Genomic DNA, 14,893 nt, shown 5'->3' with positions numbered 1-14,893 from the left:
TTTCAGAATACCACCGCGCGCATGTTTTTGCGGGGGGTGGCGCCCGGCGCCCTGCGGGGGGGCCGGAACCGGCGTCAGGCGCTGACCGAAGCCGTCACTTCACGCGTCAGCCGCGACGACCACGGGCACCAGAAACAGCCGGGCAAGAATGCTCCGCATGCTTCGTCGAGGTGGTCCTCGGTGTACACGATGCTCGAGTCGCAGACCTCGATGGCCATGGTGAAGAAGGTGATGGTGTCGGGATCCAGGTGGAAACTCCACCCGGGGTTGTAGCTCTGTGCGGTCTTACGGATCCTGCCCATCACGTGGATGGACATCGTCTCGTCGCCGGACAGGATCCGTCGCGCCTCCGCGATCCGTTGTTCGTTGTTCAGCTGGACGATGAAATCTTTTCCGCTGTAGTCGGTGAATGCAAAGAGCGCCATGACATTTCCCCTTTGTCGATGTGTTCGAGCGAACGGGTGTCGAGCGTGATGCGAGGTCGAGTGTATCGGCCGAATCGCGCCGCATGGGCGCATTGCGGTTGAAAACTATTGGGAAGCAACAGGTTTAGGGAATCGGTTGGTTTCTGTCTGTGAAACGGGGCAACGGGGAGCGCTTATCGGCGCGTCCCCGAGGCGAGCTCGTCTCGACGCGGTGACCGCCGACCCGAATCCGCCTTCGCCGAGGTGATCAACTCCCGGACCGCGATCGCGCCCCGGGCGACAGCGCCCGCGACCCGCCCGTCCGCGCCGATCAGCACCGCCGACGGCGTTCCCCGGACCCGGTATCGCAGGGCCGCTTCGTTGCCCTGCTGCACGAGGACCGGTATGTCGCCTACCTCCTGTGCACGGCCCCAGGCGGCATGCTCGGTGAGATCGCCATTGCCGACCAGCACGATCGTGAGTGCTTCCCGGACCCGTGATTGCCAGCGCGGCAATTCGCGGGCCAGCGCCGCGCACAGTTCGCAGCCGGGATGGACGAACACGAGCAGTACTGCCTTCCCCGGCGCCAGCAGCGACTCGAGGCTGATCCGCCCGCCCTCGACAGCCAGCAACTCGAACTCGGGTGCCACGGCGCCCACCGGCAGACCCTCGGCCCCGAGCGTGGACAGGGCCTGCTCGTCGACCCGTCGACGTAGTTCGCCCAGCTCACCGAGCGTCCAGAGCAGAACCATCGCCAGCACCGCGATCAATGCGAGTCCCACGCTGGCCTCGGCGGGCAAACCGGCGGGGACCTGCGGATACCTCAGCGCGCCAACCGTGACCAGCGCCGCGAGCATCACAAGGAGTCCGTTACGCACCAGCGTCGCGGGCCCGATCGGCCCCGCGCTCACCGCACCGAAACAGGAGCAGTTCGGGTGCTCGCCCCGCAGCAGTAACCGCACGATCGCCGCGGTAAACACCGTCAACAGCAGTAGTGACACCGCGCCCGCGATTCCCGCCGTCCATGGCAGCACCATCCCCACCGCCACCAAACCCTCCGCCACCGGCAATCCGATCGCCACCCCGGGAACCCACCTGATGCCTATGCCGAAGTCGACCAACGCCTTCCGTGTCGCGGGCCCGTCCGCCAACTTCCCCCATGTCGACAGTCCGAAGGCCACGGCCAGTACCAATCGCGAACCCCACACTCCGTATTCGATCAGCATTGCGGCACCCTCCCATAGACGACCGGTTCTGAAATGCGATTTGCTGGAACAGCTTTCGCCCTGCGATCCCGCAGCGCGATGGATTGTGATTCGGCCGAACTCACTGCCCGCCGCGGTGACCGACCAGTGGCGACGTCGGTCACGAAGGTCCGCTCCTGGAGCGGATCGCCGGGGCGATCCGGTTGTCCGGCGAGCGAGAAACGCGGCGATGACCTGGCGATCCGGACGTCAGCCCCGGATGATTGGCAGGAAGTACCGGTGGCGACTCAGGATGCGCGAGGGAGAACGTTACTGCTGCAAGAACTTTCATGAAGCTGGACGCGAGTGGTCCGGCATCAGTATGACATCACCGCGCACTCGTCGTCCGCGAATCGTGGGTGAGCAGGGTAGCGGAATTCGAGCCCTGCAGTAACCGTGTTACTCTCTGTCGGCGCTGGTGTGACAGGCATCATGATCTACTTACCCGGCGACCTGAGTCACTGCGGCGACGACGCCGGTCAGTGGTGTGCGACTGAGAGGTTCTCGATGAAGCGACAAGATCTTCGACGGGTGCGGCCGCGGGCCGGGCGCATCGCCGCGGTGTTGGTCTTGGCTTGTGCGACGGCGGTAGCCGGTGTGGTGACCCAGACACGGGAGGTCTCGGCCGAGCCGATCAGCTCGTTCTACACCCCGCCGGACCGGATTCCGCAGGAACCGGGCGCGATCATCAAGACTGCGCCGATGACCTTGTTCGTGACGCCGCCCACCGAGCAGGGGTGGCCGGGCCGCGCGCAGCACGTGATGTACACGTCGCGACAGCAGGACGGGTCCGCGGTCGCGGTGAGCGGGACGTTCATCGAGCCGACCGGTCCGTGGCAGGGAGCGGGACCGCGTCCGACGGTGGTCATCGGCCCCGGCACCTCGGGTCAGGGCGACCGTTGCGCGATGTCGATGGCGTTCTCGACCGGGGTGGCGGTGTCCACCCAGCCGTTGGGCCTGTCGGCGAATCAGGAGCTGCCGTCGTCGACGGTGTGGAGCGGACTGGGTGCGCGTGTTCTGGTGACCGACTACATCGGTCTCGGCACACCCGGCATCCACACGTACGCCAATCGGTTCGACAGCGGGCACGCGATTCTCGATGGTGTTCGTGCTGCGAACAATCTGGGCGGGGTCGGACCGGAAACGCCGGTCGTGCTCTGGGGCTACTCCCAGGGAGGTGGCGCCACCGCGGCCGCCGCGGAGATGCAGCCGACCTACGCGCCGGAGCTCAATCTCAAAGGCACCTGGGCCGGCGGGCCGGTCGCCGACCTGCCCGCGATCCTGGAAAAGATCGATGGCGCGCTGATCGGAGGTGCGATCGGGTTCGCCGTCAACGGCATGCTCGCGCGCTACCCCGAACTGCAGCGTGCGGTCGACCAGGTCATCAGCCCGTCCGGTCGCGCCATGCTCGAGACATTGAGCAACTCCTGCATCGCCGACGTGATCACTCACCACCCCTTCCTGAAAACCGAGTCGCTGACCAGGGACGGCCGGTCGCTGTCGGCCCATCTCGCCGAATTGCCCGAAGCCGCACCGGTGATGGCGGAACTGCGCATCGGCAACTCCACGCCGGCCACGCCGGTTCTGATCACCAGCGGTCTCAATGACGACACCGTCCCGTACGGTCAGGCCCGCCGACTCGCCGAGGACTGGTGTGGCAAGGGCGCGACGGTCACCTTCCGCACGAACGACCTCCCGCCGATCCTGCCCGGAACCACCATTCCGAACCATTTCGGTCCGGAGATCATCGACGGTTTCGGTCCCGACAACGCTTTCACCTATCTTCTCGATCGTCTTGCGGACAAGCCGGTCGCCGGCTGCAGCATCGACTGAGCAAGGTTCGAATTGCTTCGGTGACAGGACGAGCCGATGGACTACTGTGGCGTGGTGGCTAGAAAGGGCGAAGGTGATCCCGCGCGCAAGATCACCGAAACCACCTTGTCGCTGCTCGAATCGGAAGGTTACGACGCGGTGCAGTTGCGTCGGGTTGCCCGCGTCGCGCAGGTGTCGCTGACCACGGTCTACAAGCTGTATCCCACCCGTGACGAACTCGTCCTCGCCGCGGTCGCCCAGTGGATGGCCACCAACACCTACACCGAACTCGAGCCGCCGCGCGCCGACGAATCACTCGCTGACGTGCTGATACGGGTGACCCGCTATGTGTTCGAACCGTGGGAGCGCCAACCCCGGATGCTGGCCGCCTACTCGCATGCCCGTTCCGGACCAGGCGGGCAGCGACTCGACGCCCAAGGCTTCGCCGCGGTGTTGCCCGCCGTCGGCACGATGTTCGCCAGTCTCGACGAGGACTACGCCGCCGATCTCGCACTCGTGCTGACCAACATGGTCTATGCCCTGTTAGGGCGTTTCGCGCACGGCAATCTCGCGATCACCGAGATCCTGCCCGCACTCGAACGCACCATCCTCCGATTGACGCAGGACAACGTTCCGTTCGCCGCGGCTGCCGAGCGGACCGCCGATTCGGGTGCGACGCCGTTCGAATGGGTCCCAGGCTTCAGTTCGCCGTACTCGCCGGGAACCGAGGCCGACGAGTCGTAGCCGTGCTCCGGACCGGCGGGTCCGCCAAACGTTTTCACGGCCCACCGGAGCAGTTCAAGCTTTGGCAATCCCGATAGGGGACCCTGGAGATTCGGCGCCACCGCCGTTGTCCAGGAGGAGGAGCCCGAGCGGATGGATCGCCGGAACCAAGCGTTCAGTCGGCGCCGCGTGCTGTGCGCGGCGGGGGCGGCGATCGCGCTGACCGCGGTGGGGCAGCCGACGCAGGTGGGGACGATCATCAGGGGCCGTTCTGCCGACCTCGGTGCGCGGGAGCGGGCCGAGCTGGCTGAACAGGCGATCGTGGAGCGGCATGTGCGCTCGCTCTGGGGGCTGCCACAGCGTCGGTTGGGCGCGCTCGTGTGGCCGGCGGATCTGGCCGAACGGGCGTTCGGGCGATGGTGCTATTGGTGGCAGGCGCACTTGCTCGACTGTGCGGTGGATGCCGCGCACCGCGCACCCACCCCCGAACGCATCGACCGGGTCGTCGCACTCGCGCTGGGTATCCGGACCCGCAACGTCACCGGTTGGACCAATCGGTACTACGACGACATGGCATGGATGGCGCTGGCGCTCGAACGTGCCGAGCGGCTGCTCGATATCCGGTTCGATGACGCGGTGGGGGATTTGCGGGCCGCCTTGCTCGATGGCTGGAATCCGGATGTGGGTGCGGTGCCGTGGCGGTCCGGCGACGGCTACTACAACACGCCGGCGATCGGTCCGACGGGTATCGCGATGGCTCGCCTCGGCGAGCTGTCCCGTGCCGTCGAACTCGCCGATTTCCTCGACACTCGATTGCGCGACTCCGACAGTGGCCTGATCCACGATGGTGTTCACGAGCCCGGCGGGCGAGTGGATCGAACCGTCCACACCTACTGTCAGGGCGTGACGATCGGGCTGGAAGCCGAATTAGTGCTGCGCACAGGCGAATCCGCCCATCGATACCGCGCGGCGACACTCGTGGCCGCAGTCGGGAACCGGCTCACCGACGGGGGAGTGATCGCCGCGGCCGCGGGAAACGACTCGGGGCTCTTCATGGGAATTCTCGCGCGGTATCTGTCCGAAGCCGCACTGTCGCTGGGCAACACGACCGCGGCGGATATCGTGCACGCCTCGGCGCGGGCGGCATGGGCCAACCGCGCCGAGGTGGACGGTCTACCGCTGTTCGGCGCGGACTGGAACCGCCCGGTCGCGGTGCCGGAACATCCGGGAACCTTCCTCCAGCTCGCGGACGCGTCCGCTGCCTCGTCGGCGAACCTGAGCCGCGATCTCTCGGTGCAGCTGAGCGGATGGATGCTGCTCGAAGCCGACTACCGGCTCACCGCCGCGGGCCGCTGAGCTCACCGCACGGTTCATCAGTCGCACAAGGCATTTCGACGGTGGTCGGCGCTGTCGGACCGCGCGCCGGGTGCAAGCCTCACACCCGCTGCGCGAACTCGGATACATTCGAGGGCATTCACCCGGCGAGAAGGGGCCTCGACATGTGGATGATGCCGCCGAACGACCGCGACTGCTTCTCCGAGGCGACGTTGTTGGCATGCGCGCTGATCGGTGCTGATCCGATCTATATCGACAGCAATCTGCAACTGCTGGAACAGTATTCGCGCTCGGCCCCGGCTGATCTTGCCGCTGTCTCGGAGGATCGCGAACGTGGCATCGAGAGCCTCTCCACGCATCTGCGGCACGTCGACCGTGACGGGCAGGTGCGTGAGGGCTGGGCGCAGGTGCGTGCCGACCTGTCCGGGCGTCTGCACGACACGCCGCCACCGGAAGCTGGGGCCTGGCGCACACTCGACGTGGACCTGACCCGAACGCCCGCGCGCGACCGGCTCGCCGCGTTGGCGCCTCGTGCCTGCCGGGTCGCCGATGAGCGCCTCGCGCAGCTACAGGCGTTCATCGGCAACGCCGTCGCGATCACGGCACCCGGCGCGCGGCCGCCACTGCGAGGCGGGCTGCTCACCCTCGTCCGAGAGTTGCGCCTGGGCGAGCTCGTCCGTCCGGGAATGGATCCACTCGAGGTCGTCGCCGCGCAGGAGCAACGACTGGCCGGGGCGGTCTGGGAACAGCGCGAACTCGGCCTGGTCGACGGTGCCACCGCCGCCGACGCACTGATCGCGATCATGCTCGCGGGCACCATCGCGCACACCGCGGACCCGGTGACCGGCGTCGGCCTGTGGGCGCGCCAACTCGCCTACGCGGACGCCTATATCACCGCAGGCCGGCCGATCGCACCACTGATCGAACAGGCGATCCGCGACGGCCATCATGCGATCGTGGAGCAACTGGCCGAGGGATTTCTGGACTGCGGCGAGCAGATGCGTGACACCGCGATGAACCAGCCGACCTACGACCGGGGTGGCTTCGCCAAAGCCCTCTACGACACCTACCCCTACCTACATGCCGCGCGCACAGTCGCAGCGACACTGGCCTCGATCACCGCAGACGAAGCGCATACGCGCATCCACCAGGTCGCCGACGAGTGGGCCGTCCGCGTCGTCGACGGCCTGTTCCATCAGTGGCTCGACCTCGGCAACGAAGGTTTCGATCAGGAACGCCGCACTATCGCGGCGGCCATCGCCGATGGCGACCAGCGTCGCGTCCGGCGTATTCTCCTCGACGGCGAGACAGCGCTGCTCCGACCCAAATCAGCACGGGCCCAACTGCTTCCGGCAACGAAAGGTGATACATGAGTGACCTCGAGGCCTCGGCCGCGGCGATCGCGGACGAACTGGCGGCGGATCTGCCCCGCCTGCAACCTTCGGGCGAGGTGCGCTTCGACCCCGCCACGCTCGGTGTCGTGGTCGGCCTGTGGCTGCTCAAGAACGTGGCGGACGGTATCGCGGAGGCGATCAAGGAACAGTCCCAAGCCGCCACTCAGACCCTCGCCCAGCGCATCGGTGCCGCCATCCGCCGCCGCGTTCGCCGTGACCTGCCCGAGGCCATGAATTCCGGCACCGACGACACCGCGCTGGACAACGCCGTCGCCGCGACCGAATCCGCCTGGACCGCGGCCCGTTCCGCCCGAACCCCCGAGGTTCCCACGGCAGACCTCGTGGAGGAGGCAACGCACAACGTCACCGCCGCCCTGATCGAAGCGGGTCTGCCGCCCCTGCCCGCCGACCGCGTGGCCGCCGCACTGCGCGCCGAGATCCGCAGGCTCATCGACGAGAGATAGAGCACGTCAAGGCATTTCGATCGTTTCCGCCCTGGCGATCTCGTTGATGGCGCGTTGAATGGACTGCTGCGGCGGTGTCCGGGCGAGCTCGGCGAGGTACTCGATCAGCAGTACCGCCGCGGGTTGGGGGTTTGTCCCGATGCGGTCCGGTTCCGCCGACTCGTCGATCCCGAGCGCCCCGGTGAGCGCACTGATGACCGCGGCGGCATCGAGTCGGGGCAGCCACGTGGCCGATCGCCGCACCACTGATTCCAGCACCGCACGCACAGCGTCGCCGGTGAGGCCGTCCGGATGCGCGGTCTCGAGCAGTTCTCGGACGATGGCCGACAGCACCGCGGTGACCTGATCGGCCGGGAGTTCGGACAGCTCAGCGGTGGTCGCGCTGAACCCGGATGCGTCGGCCGCCTTCGCCGCGGTGACGGCGGCCTCGACAGCGGTCGCGATCGCACGGGCGGACGAGGGCCAGTCGGACGGCCACATGGGTAGTTCTCCTCGCGGGTCGGCGCACGTACCTCGCATCCCTGTGTATGCGGGCTGCGCTCAGCGTAGTCAGTGGTGACGAATGTGCCGCGCAGGCGTCATAAGTTACTGAGTATTCCGATCCTGATGCTGCTAGATGTGCCACCTGCGTTCCGAGCGGTCGGGGTCAGCAAACGCTCGATGAGGAGTGAGGTCATCGATGGATTCGACAGACATACTGCGTTGAAGGCAGGCGGGATCCTGGGGCCCTCGGCCCGTGACGTCGCGCAGGTGCCCGCAGGTAGAAGTCGAGTGGTCCACTACTCGTGACCGGCACCGCGCCCGCGCTCCACGCTGAGTACCCCAGCACATTCTCCGGGCGAGGTGACCCATGGATACCGAAAGTGAAGCACGCACAGCCGCGTGGCACGAGCAGATGGACGCCGCATCGCGGCGATTCGATGACACCGAGGCGGAACGCGACGAGGTTGCCCGCCGCCGTGAGGTGAGCGAGTCCGATGTCGTCGACACCGAGGAGCAGATCCTCGCCCGTGCCGACCGCCTGCTCGTCACCGGCGAAGTCCCCGCGCAGGCGGTGATCGAACTGGGCAGGCAGGACCCGGTCGACAGCATTCGCTCGCTCGAGCGGGTGATCGGCTTCGCCAACGAGTTGCAGGCCGCCAACTTCCTGACCCGCGGTGCGAGAGCCGCCGCCGCGGTGGCCCGAATCTCGTTGGCCGACAACGGACGTGAGGTGCCGATGGGCACCGGGTCGATGGTGTCACCGCAACTGCTGCTCACCAACAATCATGTGCTGCCGACGCCCGGGGCGGCCGAATCGGTGGTGATCGAGTTCCGCGCGGAGGCCGGTATCGACAACGTCCCTGGTCCAACGGTGCGCTTCCGGCTCGCGCCCGCCGATTTCTTCGTCACCGACAAACACCTCGACTACACCGTGGTCCGGGTGGCGCCGGGACCGGACGGTGTGGCACCCGGTACCGCGTTCGGCTGGAACCCGTTGATCGCCAAGCCGGGCAAGATCGTGATCGGCGAGGCGATGAACGTCGTCGGGCATCCCTCGGGGCGGCTCAAGGAGATTTCGATCCGGCACAACCGCCTGGACCTGCAACTCGACCATTTCCTGCACTACGCCTCCGATACCGAGCCGGGGAACTCGGGCTCGCCGGTCTTCAACGACCAGTGGGAGATCGTCGCGCTGCACCACGCCGGAGTCCCGAAGAAGGACGACAAAGGCCGGGTGCTGCGCAAGGACGGCAAATTGTGGCAGTCCGGCGACGGCGATGACGCGATCGACTGGATCGCCAACGAGGGCGCGCGGGTGAGTGTGCTGCTGCACGATCTGGGAAAGCGACAGTTCGATCCGGCACAGCGCGCACTGCTCGATGAAATGGGGGTCGCGGCGATCGCGTCGCGTGAGCCAGCCACGACAACGCCGGTGCCGCACCGGGTCTCGGCTGCCGAAAGCTTGGTGCGCGGCATGCGTGGCAGGCCGAGCGCGTTCGGTGGTCGCCGCAGCGTGCTGTTCCTGCACGGGCGCGGACAACAGGGTCGCGACCCGGTCGAGCTGCGCCGCAACTGGACAGCCGGCTTGAACAAGGGACTCACCCTCGCCGGTTTGAGCCCCATCGACCCCGCCGATGTGCACTTCCCCTTCTACGGTGACCAGCTCATCGCGAGCATGGACACCCGCGAGGCCGTCGACACCGGTCCCGCACTGTACGAAAGCCTGGTCGCCGAGGCAGCTCGCCGTGCCGGGATGCCGACCGCCGAGGAACTGCCCGCCGACCCGCAGGCGCGAGAACTGTTCGGCGGATTCGGTCCGGTGGTGCTGGGGCGACTGCACGACCAGCTCAGCTGGATCGCCGCTCGCAGCGGCCTCGACTCCGCGCTCATCGGCGCCATCTTCAAAGATGTCGCCGCCTACCTCGACAACGAGCGGGTCCGCAAGAGTGTGCTGGACACGGTGCTCGTCGATGCGCCCGCCACCGGCGAACTGATCCTGGTCAGCCACAGCCTCGGCACCGTGGTCGCGATGGATCTGCTCACCCAGCTGCCCCGCGAAGTGAACGTGAGCCTGCTGGTGACGGCGGGTAGCCCACTCGGAATGGACGGCGTGTATCGCAAGTTGCTGAGCGGCGGCGCGAATCGGCCGGAGCGGGTCGGCGAATGGCTCAACACTTGGTATGCCGGTGATCCGATCGCCATCGGCTGCCCGCTGCGCCAGGCCTGGGGGTCCCAGCTGCTCGAGCTCCCGGTCGAGAACCCCAAGGAACGGGCGCACGATATCGCCGAATACCTCGCCCATGCCGTTGTGGCCGCCACCATCGGGCACAAGCTGTCCGCCTGTGCGACAACACATTCACGCCGTCGCCGCGATCGACCTACCCGCGACGACGGTGAGTCCGGCCGGGTCGGTGGCGGCGCGTTCGGCCACGTCGAGGATCGCTGATGATCGGCACCGCACCTGTGCGTATTGGGGTAGTGGATTACGCATTCGGGCCCACGTGCCGGCGCGCGACTATAGCTGCACACATTGTTTCGCCGAGAAAGGGCAGCGAAATGTTGGCGACGGATACGGAGGACGCGGTCGTGGCTGCGAGCGCGGATACCGAAGAAGAAGACGTGTTCGAGTCGGCGAAGATCGGCAACGGTGCCGAAGAAGCAGGAATGCGAGCGATCGGCCGGACGAATATCACGTCGATCTTCTGGGCACAGAAGATTCTGCGCACCCACGGAACGGGTGCCTGGGTATTCGGCTTCCCGAGTGCCGACGTGCGGGCCGACAGTCAGGTCTCGGTCAGCTTGACCGAGATCGACACCGACAACACCCCGTTCCTCGGGCCGGCCACCACCCAGGTCCTGAACGTGGTTCCGCATGCCGACGGCACTATGACGGTGCGATATCACGTCGGCTGGAGCAGCAATATCAGGGTGCTGTTCAACTTCATCATCGCCAATTGAGCCATCGCGATGGCAGTGTCACGGGATACCTCGGATGCCCGCATCGACAGCGTGGTCGATTCGGGCTACCGGGCCCATGACAGTCGCAGGGCAGGTCCGCGTCGCCGACGAAGTCGACCAGGACCGGCCACCGACCCTCTGCCAGGAGTTACCCGAGCCTGCGTGCCGCCGCCAGTGCGGTGAGCACCTGCTCGGTCTTGGTGTCGCCCGTCGCGATCGTCAGGCCCAGCGTGCGCAAGGCGGCTTCGAGCGCGCGCTGGGCGTCGAGCGCGCGCAGATGCAGATCGACGGGCGAATCACCCTGTCGGGGTAGGACTTTGAGCGTCAGCTCGATGAGATCGAGACCGGCGGCGGTCCACCGTTCGACGTCGGCGGCCAGATTCCCCACCGATACCCCCGTCCACCGTGCCGAAGCGACCGGGCCCATCGCGCACAGGTTGTCGACCGCTACGCCGGGGGGTGTGCAGCTCACCAGGAACTGCCGCTGGGCCGAGTTCAGCGTGTCGGTGACATCGACACCCTGGGTCACGGCGTCGCGCAGGGAACCGGGGGACCGCAGACTGATCACCGAGGCCGACAGCATCCGCCGCTCGCCCGACCAATCGCTTTCGATGCGATACCGGACTCCGGGCTCGGTGAAGGGCGCCGCCCAGCGGCCCGTCAGCCGGGAGCGCACGCACGGTCGCAGTTTCACGGTGAGGTCGTCTTCGTCGCCACTGCGCAACCGGATGACGATGCGGCTCGACAGCAGGGTGGGCGCGCCGGTGGAACCGGGGCGCAGCGACTCGGCGAACCAGATGTCGCGGTAGACCGCGGCGGTGTCGGCACATCGGAGCCGGTGCAGTGCGCCCGCGACATCCCCGTCGAGGTTCACTTTGATCTCGATCGGCGTGATCACCCGGGCCCCCTTTCTGTCGCTGTGACGGGTACCGCCCGCGGTGTGCGGGCGCCCTGGATGTCAGATTCGCCCATCGACCGGCCGTGGCGCGCGCGTAGTGCGCTACCCGATCAGGTCGGGCGTCCGGGTCGCGGGACGACCATCGACGACGGCAGCCACGGGTTCGGCGATGCGGTGCGGCCCGTCCGGCTTCGCGCGTAGTCGACTACTCGTGACAGGCCTGACCAGGTGTCGCCAGACTTGATCGATCAGTCCGGTAGGCGCCGAGCCGGTGCCGTCCCGTGGAGGTTCTCGATGGTCGACGCACAGCAACAGACGCTGGTCACTCGCGCACTCGTAGCCGCGGCCGAGGCGCTCGACCGGCGTGTCGGATGGTTCCGGTTGCCGACGCCGCTGGGGTTGGCCGTGCTGGTCGGCCTGCGCAGCAGGCTACGGTCGCGCAACCTCTTCGATACCGGCCCGCACCCTGCCGGGCCACTGCCCCCGGACGCCACCGGCGAATATCGGAACGCGCGCACCGTCGACGGCACCTACAACACCCCCGACGACCCGCGCGCGGGGTCGATCGGCTGCCGGTTCGGCCGCAATTTCCCGCTGGACGGCACCTATCCCGAGGATCCGGCGCGGATCATGGAACCCAACCCGCGCACGGTCAGCAGGCAACTGCTCACACGCGACCGATTCCAGCCTGCGACCACCCTGAATCTGCTGGCGGCGGCCTGGATCCAGTTCGAGGTACACGACTGGTTCGTCCACGACCCCGCCGAGCACGAACCCTTCACCGTCACCCTGGACGACGACGATCAGTGGCCGTACCCCGAGATGACGATCCCACGAACGGTGACCGCGGCCGCCCCCGATCCGACCGACCCACCGACCTACCTCACCGGCGAGACCCACTGGTGGGACGCCTCCCAGATCTACGGCAGCACACCCGAATTCGCCGCATCTTTGCGCTCGGGCAAACACGGCCAGCTGGTGATCGACGAACTGGGACTCCCGCCGCTGGACGCCGAACGGCTGGTGGCGCTCTCGCCCGCGGCGACCAGCGCCTGGGTCGGCCTCGCGCTGTTGCACTCGCTGTTCCTGCGCGAACACAACGCGATCTGCGCCCGCCTGATCCGGCGCTACCCCGACATGGACGACCAGCAGCTCTACGACACCGCGCGACTGGTCAATTCGGCGCTGATCGCGAAGATCCACACCGTCGACTGGACACCGGCCATAATCGCCCATCCCACCACGGTCGCCGCCATGCGCGCCAACTGGTTCGGCGTGCTGGGGGAGCGGGTATCGCGTCGCTTGGGCGATCTGATCGGCAACGAAGTGCTGTGTGGCATACCGGGTTCCGCACGTGAGGACAACGGAGTGCCCTACTCGCTCACCGAGGAGTTCGTCGCGGTGTACCGTATGCATCCACTGATCCCCGACGAGCTCCTCGTCCGCAGGATCGCCGACGACACCGTGCTGGCCGAGCATCCCCTCCCCGAACTCGGCGTCGCCCACATCCGCGAACGTCTCGCCGAGACTTCGATGGACACCCTGTTCTACTCCTTCGGCCGAGCCAATCCCGGTGCGTTGACCCTGCACAACTACCCCGCGCACCTGCAAAAGCTCGAACGCCCCGGCCAGCCGCTGCTCGACCTCGCGACCGTGGACATCCTGCGGGTCCGTGAGCGAGGTGTGCCGCGCTACAACGAGTTCCGGCGCCAACTTCGGCTGCCACCGGTCACCTCGTTCGACGAACTCACCGACGATCCGCGGTGGGCGCGCGAACTCGAACAGATCTACGGCGACGTGGACGACGTCGACCTCATGATCGGCCTCTACGCCGAACCGAAGCCGCCCGGTTTCGGCTTCAGCGACACCGCGTTTCGCGTGTTCGTGCTGATGGCGTCGCGGCGGTTGTCGGCCGACCGGTTCTTCACCACCGACTTCCGGGCCGAGGTCTACACCGAGGCGGGCATGGCCTGGGTGCGCGACAACACCATGCGCAGCGTGCTGCTGCGCCATTTCCCCACTCTGGCGCCCGCACTCGACGGCGTCGGAAATCCGTTCGCACCGTGGCGGAGTCCGCGATGAGCTACCTGCGCTACCGCGACGACCTCGAACAACCGCGCCCCGATGAAGAGCAGATCATCGACAAGATCATCGCGGTGCTGCGCGACAACAACGAACGTGCCTACCGCAAGTACAAGCGCGGCATGCGCGACGCGCACGCCAAGAGCCACGGCATTCTGCGCGGCGAACTGACAGTGCCCGCGGGCCTACCGCCCGAACTGGCGCAGGGCATGTTCGCCACCCCGGCCACCTATCCGGTGATCGCGAGGCTGTCGAGCACCTCCGGGGTGATCCGCAGCGATCAACTGCGCGGCGTCCGTGGACTCGGGATCAAGGTGCTCGGTGTGCACGGGCCGCGCGCGATGCCAGAGGACGAGGCGAGCACGCAGGACTTCGTCATGGTCACCCACCGCGAGTTCCTCTTCGCCGACGCGCACGCCTACCTCACCAAAGGCATGCCGACCGCCTGGGTGCTGGCCCGGCTGCCCGACGCCGCCCTGCGTGCGGGCAGCGACCTCGTCGCCGCGCTGAACACCCACGTCCTGCGCAGGATCGGGCGCAGCGTGCCACCGAATCTCGGTGTCTTCGTCGCACCCAACACCCACATCCTCGGCGAGACCTTCTTCACCTCGGCGCCCCTTCGGCACGGGGACTACGTGGCCAAGCTGCTCTACGCGCCGGTGTCACCGGAAGTCGTTGCGCTGCAAGGGCAACCGGTCGACCCGGACGCGGGCGTCAATGTGCACCAGGAGCTGATCGTCGACTTCTTCGCCGGACACAGCGCCACCTACGAACTGCGCGCGCAACTGTGCACCGATTCCGCCACCATGCCGATCGAGGACGCGACCGTGGCCTGGCCCGAGGGCGAGTCACCGCACCGCACCGTGGCGACGATCCGCTTCGACGTGCAGGATCCGTACACCCCGCAGCGGCGTGCCTACGGCGACGATGTGCTCTCGTTCAACTCCTGGCGTGGTCTGGACGCGCACCGGCCGCTCGGATCGATCAACCGGCTCAAGAAGCGGGTGTACGAGGCATCGAGCAACTTCCGCCACGACGTCAACAACGCGCCGCGCGTCGAGCCGCGCGACGTCACCGAGCTCCCGCCGTGACCATT

Annotated in this window: 14 protein-coding genes; 10 read left to right on the top strand and 4 right to left on the bottom strand. The window is 67.2% G+C overall.

All coding sequences use genetic code 11. The features are described from left to right. Positions 1-74 precede the first annotated feature (74 nt). Complete coding sequence (locus ACFWPX_RS01040; RefSeq protein WP_378913516.1) at positions 75-425, bottom strand: calmodulin; 351 nt, start codon at positions 423-425, stop codon at positions 75-77. Between the two features lie 173 nt (positions 426-598). Continuing rightward, positions 599-1,630, bottom strand: a complete 1,032-nt coding sequence (locus tag ACFWPX_RS01035; RefSeq protein ID WP_378913517.1) for a MauE/DoxX family redox-associated membrane protein — start codon at positions 1,628-1,630, stop codon at positions 599-601. Positions 1,631-2,155: 525 nt separating this feature from the next. Here ACFWPX_RS01035 and ACFWPX_RS01030 point away from each other — a divergent pair. The 5 genes from ACFWPX_RS01030 to ACFWPX_RS01010 all read left to right on the top strand — a co-directional run bounded on the left by ACFWPX_RS01030 (position 2,156) and on the right by ACFWPX_RS01010 (position 7,376). Continuing rightward, positions 2,156-3,481, top strand: coding sequence for a lipase family protein (locus ACFWPX_RS01030; RefSeq protein WP_378913518.1), 1,326 nt, complete (start codon positions 2,156-2,158; stop codon positions 3,479-3,481). 54 nt (positions 3,482-3,535) lie between these two features. Then, positions 3,536-4,204: a TetR family transcriptional regulator gene (locus tag ACFWPX_RS01025; RefSeq protein WP_378913519.1), complete on the top strand. Its 669-nt coding sequence runs from the start codon at positions 3,536-3,538 to the stop codon at positions 4,202-4,204. Between the two features lie 132 nt (positions 4,205-4,336). After that, a complete protein-coding gene (locus ACFWPX_RS01020) occupies positions 4,337-5,539 on the top strand; it encodes a glycoside hydrolase family 76 protein (RefSeq protein WP_378924752.1) in 1,203 nt (400 codons plus the stop codon). A 143-nt stretch (positions 5,540-5,682) separates the two neighbouring features. After that, positions 5,683-6,891, top strand: coding sequence for a hypothetical protein (locus tag ACFWPX_RS01015; protein ID WP_378924750.1), 1,209 nt, complete (start codon positions 5,683-5,685; stop codon positions 6,889-6,891). Continuing rightward, on the top strand, positions 6,888-7,376 hold the full coding sequence (locus ACFWPX_RS01010; protein WP_378924748.1) for a hypothetical protein: 489 nt from the start codon (positions 6,888-6,890) through the stop codon (positions 7,374-7,376). Before ACFWPX_RS01015 ends, ACFWPX_RS01010 begins: the two co-directional genes overlap by 4 nt. 6 nt (positions 7,377-7,382) lie before the next feature. Here the strand turns inward: ACFWPX_RS01010 and ACFWPX_RS01005 are convergent, their stop codons facing one another. Then, a complete protein-coding gene (locus ACFWPX_RS01005; protein WP_378924746.1) occupies positions 7,383-7,856 on the bottom strand; it encodes a hypothetical protein in 474 nt (157 codons plus the stop codon). Positions 7,857-8,226: 370 nt separating this feature from the next. Here ACFWPX_RS01005 and ACFWPX_RS01000 point away from each other — a divergent pair, with 370 nt between their 5' ends. Together ACFWPX_RS01000 and ACFWPX_RS00995 are read left to right on the top strand one after the other, a co-directional pair. Then, the gene (locus tag ACFWPX_RS01000) at positions 8,227-10,305 is read left to right on the top strand and encodes a trypsin-like peptidase domain-containing protein (protein ID WP_378924744.1); all 2,079 of its coding nucleotides are present in this window, start codon (positions 8,227-8,229) and stop codon (positions 10,303-10,305) included. Further along, positions 10,305-10,817, top strand: coding sequence for a hypothetical protein (locus ACFWPX_RS00995; RefSeq protein ID WP_378924742.1), 513 nt, complete (start codon positions 10,305-10,307; stop codon positions 10,815-10,817). Before ACFWPX_RS01000 ends, ACFWPX_RS00995 begins: the two co-directional genes overlap by 1 nt. A 148-nt stretch (positions 10,818-10,965) precedes the next feature. Here the strand turns inward: ACFWPX_RS00995 and ACFWPX_RS00990 are convergent, their stop codons facing one another. Next, a complete protein-coding gene (locus ACFWPX_RS00990) occupies positions 10,966-11,715 on the bottom strand; it encodes a hypothetical protein (RefSeq protein WP_378924740.1) in 750 nt (249 codons plus the stop codon). A gap of 57 nt (positions 11,716-11,772) precedes the next feature. Here ACFWPX_RS00990 and ACFWPX_RS00985 point away from each other — a divergent pair, with 57 nt between their 5' ends. The 3 genes from ACFWPX_RS00985 to ACFWPX_RS00975 all read left to right on the top strand — a co-directional run bounded on the left by ACFWPX_RS00985 (position 11,773) and on the right by ACFWPX_RS00975 (position 14,888). Then, positions 11,773-11,916 carry a hypothetical protein gene (locus tag ACFWPX_RS00985; RefSeq protein ID WP_378924738.1) on the top strand — a complete coding sequence of 48 codons (144 nt, stop codon included), beginning with the start codon at positions 11,773-11,775 and terminating at the stop codon, positions 11,914-11,916. Between the two features lie 93 nt (positions 11,917-12,009). Beyond that, complete coding sequence (locus tag ACFWPX_RS00980) at positions 12,010-13,797, top strand: peroxidase family protein (RefSeq protein WP_378924736.1); 1,788 nt, start codon at positions 12,010-12,012, stop codon at positions 13,795-13,797. Further along, positions 13,794-14,888, top strand: coding sequence for a catalase family protein (locus tag ACFWPX_RS00975; RefSeq protein ID WP_378924734.1), 1,095 nt, complete (start codon positions 13,794-13,796; stop codon positions 14,886-14,888). The genes ACFWPX_RS00980 and ACFWPX_RS00975 overlap by 4 nt, the downstream gene beginning before the upstream one ends. The last annotated feature ends 5 nt before the right edge of the window (positions 14,889-14,893 follow it).

The sequence above is a fragment of the Nocardia sp. NPDC058518 genome (assembly GCF_042719655.1).
Lineage (GTDB): Bacteria > Actinomycetota > Actinomycetes > Mycobacteriales > Mycobacteriaceae > Nocardia.
This window is presented reverse-complemented; position numbering and strand designations above follow the sequence as displayed.

Bases quoted from the DNA above. Each gene is read 5' to 3' on its own strand.
- ACFWPX_RS00975 (WP_378924734.1), top strand. From the start codon at position 13,794: ATGAGCTACCTGCGCTACCGCGACGACCTCGAACAACCGCGCCCCGAT.
- ACFWPX_RS01005 (WP_378924746.1), bottom strand. From the start codon at position 7,856: ATGTGGCCGTCCGACTGGCCCTCGTCCGCCCGTGCGATCGCGACCGCT.
- ACFWPX_RS01030 (WP_378913518.1), top strand. From the start codon at position 2,156: ATGAAGCGACAAGATCTTCGACGGGTGCGGCCGCGGGCCGGGCGCATC.
- ACFWPX_RS01035 (WP_378913517.1), bottom strand. From the start codon at position 1,630: ATGCTGATCGAATACGGAGTGTGGGGTTCGCGATTGGTACTGGCCGTG.
- ACFWPX_RS01040 (WP_378913516.1), bottom strand. From the start codon at position 425: ATGGCGCTCTTTGCATTCACCGACTACAGCGGAAAAGATTTCATCGTC.
- ACFWPX_RS01010 (WP_378924748.1), top strand. From the start codon at position 6,888: ATGAGTGACCTCGAGGCCTCGGCCGCGGCGATCGCGGACGAACTGGCG.
- ACFWPX_RS01020 (WP_378924752.1), top strand. From the start codon at position 4,337: ATGGATCGCCGGAACCAAGCGTTCAGTCGGCGCCGCGTGCTGTGCGCG.
- ACFWPX_RS00985 (WP_378924738.1), top strand. From the start codon at position 11,773: ATGTCAGATTCGCCCATCGACCGGCCGTGGCGCGCGCGTAGTGCGCTA.
- ACFWPX_RS01015 (WP_378924750.1), top strand. From the start codon at position 5,683: ATGTGGATGATGCCGCCGAACGACCGCGACTGCTTCTCCGAGGCGACG.
- ACFWPX_RS01000 (WP_378924744.1), top strand. From the start codon at position 8,227: ATGGATACCGAAAGTGAAGCACGCACAGCCGCGTGGCACGAGCAGATG.
- ACFWPX_RS00995 (WP_378924742.1), top strand. From the start codon at position 10,305: ATGATCGGCACCGCACCTGTGCGTATTGGGGTAGTGGATTACGCATTC.
- ACFWPX_RS00980 (WP_378924736.1), top strand. From the start codon at position 12,010: ATGGTCGACGCACAGCAACAGACGCTGGTCACTCGCGCACTCGTAGCC.